This window comes from Pseudomonas extremorientalis, assembly GCF_024584605.1.
GTDB lineage: Bacteria > Pseudomonadota > Gammaproteobacteria > Pseudomonadales > Pseudomonadaceae > Aquipseudomonas > Aquipseudomonas extremorientalis.
The window spans coordinates 4202585-4215823 of the sequence record NZ_CP089519.1 but is presented as its reverse complement, the minus strand read 5'-3'; the positions used below and the strand labels follow the sequence as shown (position 1 = coordinate 4215823).

11 protein-coding genes are annotated in these 13239 nt (G+C 60.6%); 7 read left to right on the top strand and 4 right to left on the bottom strand.

Going from position 1 to position 13239, the window contains the following annotated elements; all coding sequences use genetic code 11:
* Positions 1-391: 391 nt before the first annotated feature.
* The gene (locus LUU92_RS18855) at positions 392-1327 is read left to right on the top strand and encodes an AraC-like ligand-binding domain-containing protein (RefSeq protein WP_222540062.1); all 936 of its coding nucleotides are present in this window, start codon (positions 392-394) and stop codon (positions 1325-1327) included.
* Between the two features lie 576 nt (positions 1328-1903).
* Here the strand turns inward: LUU92_RS18855 and LUU92_RS18850 are convergent.
* The 4 genes from LUU92_RS18850 to LUU92_RS18835 all read right to left on the bottom strand — a co-directional run bounded on the left by LUU92_RS18850 (position 1904) and on the right by LUU92_RS18835 (position 7121).
* Entirely contained in the window at positions 1904-3157 is a 1254-nt protein-coding gene (locus tag LUU92_RS18850) for an OprD family porin (protein ID WP_257102471.1), read from the bottom strand.
* A gap of 91 nt (positions 3158-3248) precedes the next feature.
* Entirely contained in the window at positions 3249-4553 is a 1305-nt protein-coding gene (locus LUU92_RS18845; protein ID WP_092250438.1) for a CitMHS family transporter, read from the bottom strand.
* A gap of 128 nt (positions 4554-4681) precedes the next feature.
* Positions 4682-5995, bottom strand: coding sequence for a dicarboxylate/amino acid:cation symporter (locus LUU92_RS18840; RefSeq protein WP_092250441.1), 1314 nt, complete (start codon positions 5993-5995; stop codon positions 4682-4684).
* 43 nt (positions 5996-6038) lie between these two features.
* Complete coding sequence (locus LUU92_RS18835) at positions 6039-7121, bottom strand: 4-oxalomesaconate tautomerase (protein ID WP_071492173.1); 1083 nt, start codon at positions 7119-7121, stop codon at positions 6039-6041.
* Between the two features lie 165 nt (positions 7122-7286).
* Here LUU92_RS18835 and LUU92_RS18830 point away from each other — a divergent pair, with 165 nt between their 5' ends.
* From LUU92_RS18830 to LUU92_RS18805, 6 genes are all read left to right on the top strand, one after another.
* The gene (locus tag LUU92_RS18830; protein ID WP_071492172.1) at positions 7287-8177 is read left to right on the top strand and encodes a LysR family transcriptional regulator; all 891 of its coding nucleotides are present in this window, start codon (positions 7287-7289) and stop codon (positions 8175-8177) included.
* Positions 8178-8441: 264 nt separating this feature from the next.
* Positions 8442-9113 carry a GntR family transcriptional regulator gene (locus LUU92_RS18825; RefSeq protein WP_071492171.1) on the top strand — a complete coding sequence of 224 codons (672 nt, stop codon included), beginning with the start codon at positions 8442-8444 and terminating at the stop codon, positions 9111-9113.
* Between the two features lie 65 nt (positions 9114-9178).
* A complete protein-coding gene (locus tag LUU92_RS18820) occupies positions 9179-9985 on the top strand; it encodes an ABC transporter substrate-binding protein (protein WP_071492170.1) in 807 nt (268 codons plus the stop codon).
* A 12-nt stretch (positions 9986-9997) separates the two neighbouring features.
* Positions 9998-10774, top strand: a complete 777-nt coding sequence (locus LUU92_RS18815; protein WP_058426249.1) for an amino acid ABC transporter permease — start codon at positions 9998-10000, stop codon at positions 10772-10774.
* Positions 10775-10776: 2 nt separating this feature from the next.
* Entirely contained in the window at positions 10777-11556 is a 780-nt protein-coding gene (locus LUU92_RS18810; protein ID WP_071492168.1) for an amino acid ABC transporter ATP-binding protein, read from the top strand.
* A gap of 35 nt (positions 11557-11591) precedes the next feature.
* Positions 11592-13202, top strand: a complete 1611-nt coding sequence (locus LUU92_RS18805) for a gamma-glutamyltransferase family protein (RefSeq protein ID WP_257102470.1) — start codon at positions 11592-11594, stop codon at positions 13200-13202.
* Positions 13203-13239 lie beyond the last annotated feature (37 nt).

Sequence of the window (13239 nt, the reverse complement as noted above, 5' to 3'; positions counted from 1 at the left end):
CTGCAAGAGCCAGGAGGCATCAGCCGAAGGGTGTGAACAGTTTCGATGCATGGCGTGCCTCATCAGCGGGGAGTTGAGCTGCTGTGAGGTGGAAATTAGGCGTGACGGCAAGGCGGCGCTTGGTTCGTCGAGACAACCGTTTGGCTGGAAGAGACAACGCCGGTGGGGACTCCCACGGGTGATCGGCGTTGGTGCGCCCGTGTCGAAAGCTCAGGCCTCTGTGCCTCTTATTGGGGACGACGAGGGCGTTGAAAGCCACGCTTGGGTGCAGGAAACCGATAGGCGTACGTGAGGGCGAGCGTCAATGTGCCTGGCCTGTTAATTGCTAGCGCTGAAAAGCCGGTAACACCTTTTCGAGCTCTTACTGCATCGCTGTACCGAGGTCAGTGCCATGAATCCAAGCACTCAGTATTCGACCCTTGCCGTTGCTGCACCACGTCGATTTGATTACTGGAAAGAAGTGGTCTGTCGCCATTGCTTGGCGGCCGATAGCAAACCCCTGTCCCAGAGCAGTTTCGATGGCGTTCTTGCGGTCAATTCCCTGGGCGCTCTCGATCTCTGTTCCCTGTCATCGCCCCTGCATTACTGGGAGCGTTCCGAGCAGCATCTGCGCAGCGGTCCGGCCGACGATCTATGGTTGGGGTTTGCCCGAAACGGTTATGGACAGATCGAACAGAGCGGAAGAAAAGCCAGCCTGGCAACGGGCAATTTGTTTCTTTATGACGCAACGCAACCGTTCCGATTCAGCCTTGGTGGTACCGAAAACCACCTGGTGCGTATTCCGCGGGCATTGCTGACCGAACGCCTGCCGCGTATTGCGGAGCACACCGCGATGGTCCTCGATGATCGGCGGCCTGGTGTGATTCCCTTGCGGGAAATGCTGCGCCAAGCAGCGATTACGCCGGCATCCTTACAGGATCAGGGCATCTCCAGTCGCTATTCAGGGGCGTTGCTCGACCTTCTGGTGATCAGCCTGGAACTCCAGGACCTGAAGGCCACTCACCAGGAACTGGACCTTTACGGCCGCATCATGCAGTACATCCAACGGCATCTGGCCGAGCCGGACCTGTCGATTGAGGTCATCGCCCAAGCCCACAATGTGTCGACCCGCACCGTCACGCGCGCCTTCGCGCGGCACCAGAAAACCCCCGCCGCAGAAATCTGGAGGGAACGCCTGAATGCCAGCCGTGAAGCGATCGAGCGCGGCCAGGTGCGCAGTATCTCGCAAGCCGCACTGGACTTCGGGTTTTCTGACTTCTCCCATTTCAGCCATGCGTTCCGCAAAGCGTTCGGCGTCGCGCCTAACACCCTGTTGCAGCGAAATTGAGAGGGCTTATCCAAGGAAATGAGCGGTCAATGCAATAGGGTCAAGCAGGGGGAGCGCTAGCCTGCGCTCCTGTTCCTGGACATATCAACCTCAAACGTTATCTCCTCTGCAAGCTGCTGTACGCTCGAGCTGTCTGCAAGCTTGGCCAGGTTGATACCCGTAGTGCAGAACATTGATTCAGTATCTGGCTGCCTGACAAAGACGGTAGCAGTCCAGCCATTGATCAGAACGCAATCGACCTTATGCCCCGGCAGACTCTGCTCCAGACCCTCGGTCAGCGATATTTTCTTCCAGCTGTGCATGATGACGTACTAACGTGGGTAGTGATGCACGGTTGACCTGCGCATCTTCAAGAAGTGCCACTAGGCCATCATTTTCAATCTGAACAACCTTTATACCTGATTGATCAAGACCCCGAATATTCCTGCTCGGCGCTTGCCAGCAGGTTGGCGCCAGTGCTCAGTGCCAGCACCGTGAACAACAGCACCAGGATCAGCGCTTTGTTCTTGAACAGCATGTTCGGATGACCTCACCTGAACCTGAAGGAAAGCGGCCGCAAGGGCCGCAATCGTCGACTTACCAGAGGGCAATGTCATAAGTGAGGTAAAGGCGGTTGCTGTCGCGGCCCCGGGAGAATTCAGAGCGATAGACATAGTTGCGCATGCGCACCCCCAGCCCCTTGAACGTGCCGGCCTGCACCACGTAGGCCAGCTCGGTATCACGCTCCCATTCCTTGACGGTGGTTGCGGACTTACCGTCATTGCCGCTCAGGTAGCGCGTTGAAAAGGTCAGGCCGGGCACGCCGACGGCGGCGAAGTTGTAGCCGTAGTTGAGCATCCAGGTCTTCTCGTCCTCCTCGATGAATTTGCCGATGCCAGCGTTGCTGAACGAGTAGACGGTGGCGCCGCTGATGTAGGGCAGACCGGCGTCTCCGCGAAGGGTCTGGTAGCCGCCGCCGACGGTATGGCCTGCGATCACGTAGGACAGCTGGCCGCTGAACATGTCGTTGTCGATTTTGCCTGCGTAGGCAGAGCCGCTATCGACACTGTTGAAGTAGCGCAGGTCGCTGGTCAGCACACCACCGGCCAGTGGCAGGTCGTGCTGGATACCGGCGAAATTCTGTCGGTAGAAGTTCTCGAGTTCTCCATAGAAATAACTCAAGCGAAGGTTTTTGCCCCATTTGTACTCAGCCCCGGCGTAGTTGAAATCCCCCGATTTTTCCCCGCTGTAGCCATCGGGCACGATCGGCACGCTGTTGGTGGAGTCGCGTAACTTGAAGCGGTCCAGGTGCCCGCCGGTGACGGTCAGGTTGTCGATGTCGGTGCTGCTGACCTGAGTGCCCTGGTAGGTCTGGGGCAACAAGCGTGCATCGTTGTAAATCAGTACCGGCGTCTTGGGCAGCAAGGTGCCGTACTTGACGGTGGTTTTGGCGAACCTGGCCTTTGCGGTTGCGCTGGCGCTGGCGAACTCGTCGGCCGCTCGCCCATCGTCATGCACCGGCATGAGCCCGGTGCCACTGCGACCGCGCCCCGAATCGAGCTTTACGCCATAGAGCCCCAGGGCGTCCACACCAAAGCCAAGGGTGCCCGGCGTGAATCCGGACTGATAGTCCAGCAGAAATCCCTGGGCCCACTCGGTACGCTCGCTTTTTGCCGTTCTGGCGGCTCGCGCACTCAAGCCGTGCTCGTCGCGAAAGTTCTCGTTGAAATACACATTGCGCAGTTGCAGCTTGAGTTTGCTGTCGTCAATAAAACCTTCGGCGTTCGCACTTGCGACCGGTACCAGGGCAAACGCGCAAAACAACGCCCGATGGGCATACACATGGTTCATGGCAAATGACTCTTTGTTGTTATTTGGGGTGCAGGGCGACACGCGCCCCGTGAGCGAGGCGCGCTGAAAGACAGCGGAGGTTGTGGGTGGATCAGGTGAACAGGCTGATGGCCCCGGTCAACAAGGCCAGCGCGGTGACGACCAGCGAGGTCAGCACTGCCCATTTGACGGTGGCCTTCTGGAAGTCGCCGATATCGCGATCGACCATGCCCACCAGCAACAGGGTCGAGGCCACCAGCGGGCTCATGAGGTGGACGGGCTGCCCCAGGATCGAGGCGCGCGCGATTTCAACCGGGTCGATGCCATACGCCGCGGCGGCATTGGCCAGGATCGGCACCACGCCAAAATAGTAGGCGTCATTGGACAGCACGAACGTCAGCGGCATGCTGGTGATCGCGACCACCAATGGAAACAGGTGGCCCCAGGACGGCGGGATCCAGTCGACGAGGGTCTGCGCCAGGGCGTCCACCATCTTTGTGCCGGAAAAAATCCCGGCAAAGATCCCGGCGGCGAATACTAGCAACACCACGGTCATGGCGTTACCCGAGTGCGCCAGGATGCGTTCTTTCTGAATATCCAATTGCGGGTAGTTGATCATCAGCGCGAGCACAAAGCCGATCAGGAACAGGATCGCGGAGTGCATCAACCCCATCACCAGGGCCGCCATCACCGCAATGACCAGCACCAGGTTGACGTAGGCCAGTTTCGGACGCTTGTGGGGGGTGTCCTCAAGAATCGCGTTGATGTAGCAATCGCCGCCACCGCTCTGCAGTTGGACGTTGCCGATCCGCTTGCGCTCGGCACGCCCCAGCAGGAAGGCGGTGAAGATCACCCACAGGGCGCCGCCGATCATGGTCGGCAGCAACGGCACGAAGTATTCGCCGGCATCCAGGCCCAACGCGGCAATAGCCCGTGTCGCGGGGCCGCCCCAGGGGGTCATGCCGCTCATGATGCTCAGCGACAGCATGGAAATGGTCGCCAGGATCATCGGGTTCATGCCGATGCGCTTATACAGCGGCAGCATTGCCGCACAGGTGATCATGTAGGTCGTGGTGCCGTCGCCGTCGAGTGCGACCAGCAAGGACAGCAGGGCAGTGCCGACGGCGATCTTCATCGGGTCGCCATTGACCCGCTTGAGGATCTTGCGGATCAGCGGGTCGAACAAGCCTGCGTCGATCATCAAGCCGAAGAACAGGATCGCAAACAACAGCAAGGCGGCAGACGGGGCGACCATTTTCAGGCCGTCGAGCATCATCTTGCCGGTGGTGCCGCCGAAACCGCCAAGCACCGCGAAGACGATAGGTACAACGGTGAGCGCGACGATTGGCGACAAACGCTTCGTCATGATGAGGACGGTGAATACGACCACCATGGCCAGGCCAAGGAAAGCGAGCATAGGACGATTCTCTTGTTGTTATCGTAATAGTGGCTGACGCCGAGGCGCACGCGCCCTGATCCGCCGGGCGGCCGAAGGCGCCTGGCGGAGGAGGGGTCAAGTCAGGGAGGGGCGTTGCCCGGTTATTGTTAAACGCGCTTGGGGACTTTCAAGTCTTCCCAGGCTTCTACCGGCGTCGCAGAGGGTTTTGCGTCGAGCATCCGGTGCAGCGTTTCGCGATGGCAGGCATTTTCCGATAGGGAAATCACTACCGTCGCGACGGCGTTGCTGGCCAGGCTGGTCAGGGCGCGCGCTTCGGACATGAAGCGGTCAACCCCGATCAGCAGCGCCAGGCCGGCCAGCGGGATGTCGTGAATGACAGTCAAGGTCGAGGCGAGCGCGACGAACCCGCTGCCCGTCACGCCGGCGGCACCTTTGGAGGACAGCAGCATGATCGCCAGCATGGTGATGATTTGCGTCAGGCTCAGGTCAATGTTGCAGGCCTGGGCAATGAAAATCGCCGCCAACGACAGGTAAATAGCCGTGCCGTCCAGGTTGAACGAGTAGCCGGTGGGGAGTACCAGGCCTACGACGCCTTTTTTGCAGCCCAGCGCTTCGAGTTTTTCCAGCATGCGTGGCATGACCGGTTCCGTGGAGGACGTGCCCAGCACCACCAGGAATTCTTCGCGAAAGTAGCGCAACAGTTTCCACAGGCTGAAGCCGTTGCTACGGCAAATGCTGCCCAGGACCACGAACACGAAGAAGCCGCAGGCGATGTACAACGTCATGATCAACTTCGCCAGCGAACCCAGCGAAGTGATGCCGTACTGACCCACGGTGAACGCCAGGGCGCCGAAGGCACCGACCGGGGCAAAACGCATCAGGTACGCGAAGATCTTGAAGACCATCTGTGAAGCAGCTTCGAGTACGTCGAGTACCGGCTTGCCACGCTCGCCCAGGGATGACAAGGCAAACCCGGACAACACTGCAATAAAGAGCACCGGCAGCACTTCCCCCTTGCTGAAGGCACCCACGAAGGTTTCGGGGATGATGTGCATGAAGAACTCCACAACCCCAAGCTTTGCCGCCGACTCGGTGTACTGGGCCAAGCCTTTGGTGCTCAGTTGGGTGGGATCAATGTTCATGCCGACGCCCGGCTGGAACACATACACCGCCACCAGGCCAATCACCAGGCTGATCACCGTAAGGCCAAAAAACAGCAGCATGGTCTTGCTGAGCAGGCGTCCAAGCGAGCGTTTGTCGCTCATTCCGGCAATGCCGGTGACGATGGTGCAGAACACCACGGGGGCAATCATCATCTTGATCAGCTTGATGAACGCATCACCCAGTGGTTTGAGCGCGATGGCCTGCTGAGCCCAGAAATGCCCGACCACAATGCCCAGCACCACGGCGCAGAGGATCTGGAAGTAGAGCGATTTAACAACTTTCATGGCATCACCCATTTTTAGAATTGTGCGGATGCAAAAATGCCAACGACCGCCGGAATTATCCGGCGAGGCGCTGTGACTCAGTGGCGTAGACGTAACCGGAGAAAAGCCTGCGCGCGGTGCGTACGACGGACGCTTGAATTGTCTCACCATTGCTGCCGGTGTAGGACAATACGACATCAATCCCGCCGCTTGGATGTTCGATACGCACCGCTTCACGACGCGGCGTGCTGACCCCGCCAAGCATCTGCGCGACGATGCTGCCTTCTATCACGCACGCGGTGGCCAGACCAATCGAGCCGGTAATGGCAAGCGCGCGGTGGCAGTTGTGTGGCATGAAATAGCGAACCTGAATCGTACCGCCAGCTTTCGCGGGCGAGACCAGCACCGGCTTGGGAATCACTTTGCCGCTGACATCGCCCAGACCCATGGCCAGGCCGGCCTGGAGCCGCAATGTCTCCAGGCGTCGCAGGAACTCCTTATCGGCGTCCAGTTCCGCTGGGCTCTCATCGCCTCGCTTGCCCAGTTGGCTGGCTTCGACGAGCACCATGGGCATCGCCATGTCGATACAGGTCACTGCAATGCCATCAAAGACGTCCTGCGTGTTGCCGGTGGGAAAGAGCTTGCCCGTCTTGCTGCCGGCTGCATCCAGGAAGGTCAGTTGCACCGGCGCCGCAGTACCGGGCACGCCATCAATGGCGGTATCGCCCTCATAACTGACTTTGCCATCCGGTGTGTACACCTGGGAATGGATGAAGGTCCCGGTGTTGACGTTGCGAATGCGCACGCGGGTGCGTCCGGGGGTGGCTTTGACCAGGCCCTGTTCGATGGCGAATGGGCCAACCGCACACAGCATGTTGCCGCAATTGGGTGCGCTGTCGACTCTGCGCTGAGACACCATCACTTGGACAAACAAGTAATCGACGTCCGCATCCGGGTGCAGCGAAGGGCTGACAATCGCAACCTTGCTGGTTTGCGGGCTGCCACCACCGATTCCGTCGATCTCCAGTTCATGACCGGAGCCCATCAGGTTGAGTAGCAGTTCGTCGCGGGCCTCGATGGACGACGGCAAATCCCAGTCGAGAAAAACCGGACCTTTGGAGGTACCACCGCGCATCAGCACACAGGGGATTCTTTGCATAATACTGACTCTTGTTGATCAATCGAGGTAATTGATGCTCTGTGAGCAAGAGTCTCAAGCTTTGAAAAATGTTTCCAATGCAAAAATTGACGTTATTATTGCGTTTGGCGAATGATGAATGTGCGCTAAACGACTTCCCAATTTCCTTGGCTGATGAGGCTGGACATGGACTATGAGCTGAATGACATACGATCTTTCGTGAAAATCGCCGAATTGGGGAGCTTTCACGAAGCGGCCGATGCTTTGCATCTGTCTCAACCTGCACTCAGCCGGCGGATAAAAAAACTCGAAGAGGGGCTGGGCACGGCGTTGCTGGATCGCACCACCCGCAAAGTCAGCCTTACCAGCGTCGGGCGTGACTTTCTTCCCAAGGCGCGCCGGTTGCTGGATGACTTCGACGAGTCGATTCTTAATATCCGTGAACTGGCCGAACGCCAGATCGGCCGTGTAACCCTGGCGTGTATCCCTACCGCCGCGTTCTATTTCCTGCCTTCAGTGATCCGTCTGTACAACGAGCGCTACCCGAAAATCCGCATCCGTCTGCTGGATTTGAGTGCGAATGAGGGGCTTGAAGCGGTGCTGCGCGGGGAAGCCGACTTCGGTATCAACATGATGAGTGGGCAGCACCCGGACATTGAGTTCGTGCCATTGGTCAGTGAGCCCTTTGTATTGGCGTGCCGGCGTGATCACGAGCTGGCAGGGCGCAGTTCGGTCACCTGGTCTGAATTGAGCGATTACCGCCTTATCGGGGTAGGGCGTTTGAGCGGCAACCGCATGCTGCTCGACCACGCTTTGTCGGGCTTGAGTTGGCGGCCGCAATGGTTCTATGAAGTCCAGCACCTTTCGACTTCACTGGGCCTGGTGGAGGCCGGCCTGGGGGTTTCGGCGATGCCAAGCCTGGCCATGCCGGCTGATGATCATCCCACCCTGGTCAGCGTTCCATTGATCGAGCCCGTGGTGAACCGCTCTTTGGGCCTGGTTTACCGCCGAGGGTCATCGCTTTCGCCGGCGGCGGAAAAATTCGTCTCGATACTGCTTGAGCAATGGCCACAGTGAACGGCCGCGTGTTGCCGTTCGCCAGTGGTCATCGTCATGAATGCGAGGTGGGCATGCTCTGAGTTGTTACTTCTGCCCACTGAGGGGGCGTTTTCTGAGCGGTCTGGTAGCAAGCTTGTGCACGATCCCTTCACGGTTTCCGCTGATGCAATGGGCCTATTTCATTTGAATCAAGCGCTTGGGTCATAGCGCCGTGATTTGGCATGCTTCCTGCTTTTTCGTATCCATGGATAATTGGATACAAAAATTCAAAAGGTGCTGCCGATGCAATTTGCCCCCGCTTACGTTGACCGCCAGCCCCTCACCGCCGAGGAGGAGGCCTACAACTTCCTGCTCGATGCCATTTGCGGCGGTCGCTACCGCAAAGGCGACCGTCTGATCGCCGAAGATATCGCCAGCGAAATCGGCATGAGCCGCATGCCGGTGCGCGAAGCCTTTCGCCGCCTGGACGCCCAGGGCCTGGTGACCTTGCGGCCCAATCGCGGCGCCATCGTCAGCGGCCTGGATATCGATGAACTGCACGAAGTGTTCGAAATGCGCAGCGCCCTCGAAGGCCTGGCGGTGCGCGTCGCGGTGGGGCGTATCGGCGAGCGCCAGTTGGCCGCGCTGGAGCGCTTGCTCGACGCGATGGACGACTACCGAGATGACAGTGCCGCCTGGGTCAGCCGGCACCGCGCTTTCCACGAATACCTGTGCAGCCTCAGTGGCCGCCCACGCCTGATGAAGCAGATTTCGGCGCTGTACTCACTGGTCGAAGCGCCCATGCGCCTGTGGTTGCAACACGGCGAAAAACCCCTCAGTGCCCGCCAGGAACACGCGGTGATCCTCGACGCGATCCGTGCCGGTGACGCCGCCCGCGCCGAGGCCGTGGTGCGCGAACACATCGAAGGCACCGTGCCTGCACTGATCCAGTTCCTGCAAACCGAACAACAATAAGAAACACCTGCTGTGTGTTGACGTTGAGTCCTGCCCCGTTAATCAACGAACTGGAGTGTCTGGTCATGCATAAACACCGCGCCTTGCTGGTGGCTGTCTCCCTCGGCCTCTGTACCCAATGGGCCGTTGCCGCGCCCCAGGTGCCGGAGCGCCTGAAGAACGTCGACAAACTCATCTACTGCTCGGGGATGGATTCACCGCCCCTGGTGTCCTTCGATGAAGCACAGAAACCCCGCGGGCTCACCATCGACCTGGGCCTGGAGATCGCCAGGCGCCTGGGCGACAAGCAGGTGCAGTGGCGAGTGATTCCGTTCTCTGGCCTGGTGCCGGCATTGCTCGCCCAGCAGTGCGACATGATCGTCGACCAACTGTTCGACAAGCCTGAGCGACGCCAGGTGATCGACATCGTCAACTACATGTATTCCAGCCAATCGGTGGTGGTGCCCAAGGGCAACCCCAAGGGCATCAAGACCCTGGATGACTTGTCCGGACACAAGGTCGCGGTGCTCAACGGCTCCACCATCAAGACCCTGCTGGACGCGCAGAACGACAGCCTGGCCAAGGCCGGCAAACCGCCGATGAAACTGGTGGTGTACAACACCGACACCGACGCCTTCCAGGCCCTGCGCATCAGCCAGGTCGACGCCTACGGTACCACCGTGGAAACGGCCGGCTATTACGCCGCCATGGCCCCGGACCTGTTCCAGGAAGGCGTGCCAGCGTTCAGCCGCATCCTTACCGGTTTGGGCATGCGCAAGGACGACCCGCAACTCACCGCCGCCGTGCAGCAGGTGATCAGTGATATGCGCAGCGACGGCAGCTACGTCCAGTTGCTGAACAAATGGCATGTCAGCAGCGACACACTCGACTGAGGCACACCGGCGATGAATTTCAATTGGGATGTGTTCTGGCAGTACCTGTTGCAGCCGAGCGGGGTGTACCTCACCGGGCTGTGGCTGACCTGCCTGATCGCGGTGTCGGCGATGCTGCTGGGCTGCGTGCTGGGGTTGGCGGCGGCGCTGCTGCGCTTGTCGAAGAACCCGCTGTTGCACTTGCCGGTACGCTTTTATGTGTGGCTGATGCGTGGTACGCCGCTGCTGGTGCAGATCGTATTCCTGTACACCGCGCTGGCGGCGGGCGGGATTTTCCGTTTCGAGGACATCGCGCTGTTCGGCCTGGTCATCCCCGGCAATATCCAGGCGGCGATCATTGCGCTGGGCTTGAACGAAGGCGCATACATGGCCGAGATCATCCGCGCCGGCATCGGCGCGGTGGACAAGGGCCAATACGAAGCCGGGCGTTCCCTGGGCATGGGCTTTGCCAAGCTGATGCGGCGCATCGTGCTGCCCCAGGCGTTTCGCGTGATCGTGCCGCCGCTGGGCAATGAGTTCAACGTGATGCTCAAGAACACCACCCTGGTCAGCGTGATCGGCGTGCAGGAATTGCTGCTGAGCACGCAGATGGTCACCTCGGCGACGTTCCGCGTGTTCGAGTTGTACCTGGTCGTGGCGATTTACTTCTTGATGCTTACCACGCTGTGGGGCTTTTTCCAGCGCTGGCTGGAGGCGCGCTTCGGCCAGTCCGACCGGCCATCCGCGCCGCCACCGGCGTCCAGCCGCATGTTCGGGCGCAGCACCTTGAAACTGCTGAGGGGACGATAACCATGGCGCACCAGAGTGAAGAACTGATCATCGAGGCGCTGGACATCCACAAGTCGTTCGGCACCCTGCAGATCCTCAAGGGCATCTCCCTGCAAGTGCGGCGCGGCGAAGTGGTGGTGCTGATCGGCGCCTCCGGCTCGGGCAAGACCACCTTTATCCGCTGCATCAACCTGCTGGAAGACATCCAGAGTGGGCGCATCCGCGTCAACGGTCGTGCCATGGGCTATCGCGAGCGCAGCGATGGCAGCCTGGTACGCGATTCGGAGCGCAACATCGCGCGCCAACGCCGCGACATCGGCATGGTGTTCCAGCGTTTCAACCTGTTCCCCCACATGACCGCGCTGGAAAACATCATCGAAGCGCCGATCCAGGTGCTCGGCACATCTCGCGCCGAAGCCTTGGAGCAAGCCCGTGGATTGCTGGCGCGGGTCGGCCTGGCGGACAAGGCCAGCCATTACCCGTCGATGCTTTCCGGCGGCCAGCAGCAGCGGGTGGCGATTGCCCGCGCCCTGGCGATGAAACCCCAGGCCATGCTGTTCGACGAACCCACCAGCGCCCTCGACCCAGAAACCGTCGGCGAGGTGCTGCAGGTGATGAAGGAGCTGGCCGAGGAGGGCATGACCATGGTGGTGGTCACCCACGAAATGGGCTTTGCCCGTGAAGTGGCCGACCGCGTGGTGGTGCTCGACCAGGGCGAACTCATCGAACAAGGGCCGCCGGAACAGATTTTCAGCCGCCCCAGCCATCCCCGTACCCGGGCCTTTCTCAGTCGTGTGTTGTGAGTCTTTCCATCACCCTGTGTTGACGAGTCTTAGCCATGTTGAAATTTTCTGCTCACGAGTACCCCTATCCCTCGCAGCGCCAAAGCGTATTTGCCCGTCGCGGCATGGTTGCGGCGTCCCAGCCCCTGGCGGCCCAGGCCGGTATCCAGATCATGCAACAGGGCGGTAACGCCATTGATGCGGCGATTGCCACGGCGGCCGCGCTCACGGTGGTGGAGCCCACCGGCTGTGGCCTGGGCGGCGACGCGTTCGCGCTGGTCTGGTGCAAGGGCCGGCTGCACGGCCTGAACGGCAATGGCCACGCGCCGGCGGCCTTGAGTATCGAGGCGGTCAAGGCGGCGGGGCACGACCGGATGCCGCTGTATGGCTGGACACCGGTCACCGTGCCCGGTTGCCCCTCGGCCTGGGCCGAGCTGTCCGAGCGCTTCGGCAAGTTGCCGTTTGCCGAGTTGCTGCAGCCCGCCATCAGCCTGGCGCGTGACGGCTTCCCGTTGTCGCCGGTGATCGCCCAGCTCTGGCAGGCCGCGCTGGATGAATTCGGCCCCCATCGTGACCCGGCCCTGGACGCCTGGTTCGACACGTTCCTGATCGACGGCCGTGCGCCCCGGGCGGGTGAGATATTCCGCAACCCGGCCCAGGCACGTACCTTGGAAGAACTCGCCGCTACCCGTTGCGAAAGCTTGTATCGCGGTGCCCTGGCCGAACGCCTGGATGTGCATTCCAGGGCCAGTGGCGGTTACCTGCGCGCCAGCGACCTCCAGGATTATCGCGCCCAATGGGTGGACCCTATCCACGTCAACTACCGAGGGGTGGACGTCTGGGAAATCCCGCCCAGCGGCCAGGGCCTGGTGGCGCTGATGGCGTTGAAAATCCTTGAAGGCTTCAGCTTCGATCACCGCGACAGCCAGCAGACCTGGCACCGCCAGTTGGAGGCGATGAAACTCGCCTACAGCGACGGCCTGCACCACATCACCGACCCGTTGCACATGCGCGTGGCCGTCGCCGACCTGCTCAGCGATGCCTACAGCACCCGCCGCCGTGGGCAGATCGGCGAACAGGCGCAGCCGCCCGCGCCCGGCGACCCCCATGCCAGCGGCACGGTGTACCTGGCCACGGCGGATGCCGAGGGCAATATGGTCTCGTTCATCCAGAGCAACTACCACGGCTTCGGCTCCGGCGTGGTGCTGCCCGACAGCGGCATCGCCCTGCAGAACCGTGGGCAGGAATTCAGCCTCGACCCAAGTCACGCCAACTGCCTGGCACCGGGCAAGAAAACCTTCCACACCATTATTCCCGGCTTCCTCACCAAGGACGGGCAGGCCCTCGGGCCATTCGGCGTGATGGGCGGCTACATGCAACCCCAGGGCCATGTGCAGATGGTGATGAACCTGGTGGACTTCGGCCTCAACCCGCAAGCGGCCCTGGACGCGCCGCGCTGGCAATGGCTGGGCGACATGAAGGTCGGCATCGAACACGGTGCCTCTAGTGACCTGGCCAATGCCCTGGCGCGACGCGGGCACCAGGTGCAGATCGCCAGCGACCTCACCGACTACGGGCGTGGCCAGATCATCCTGCGTGATCCGGTCAGTGGTGTATTGTGCGGTGGAACGGAGCCAAGGACGGATTCAACGATCGCAGTGTGGTAAGCGAAAAAAATTGGCTGAAGCCTGTCCCTTTTTTTCA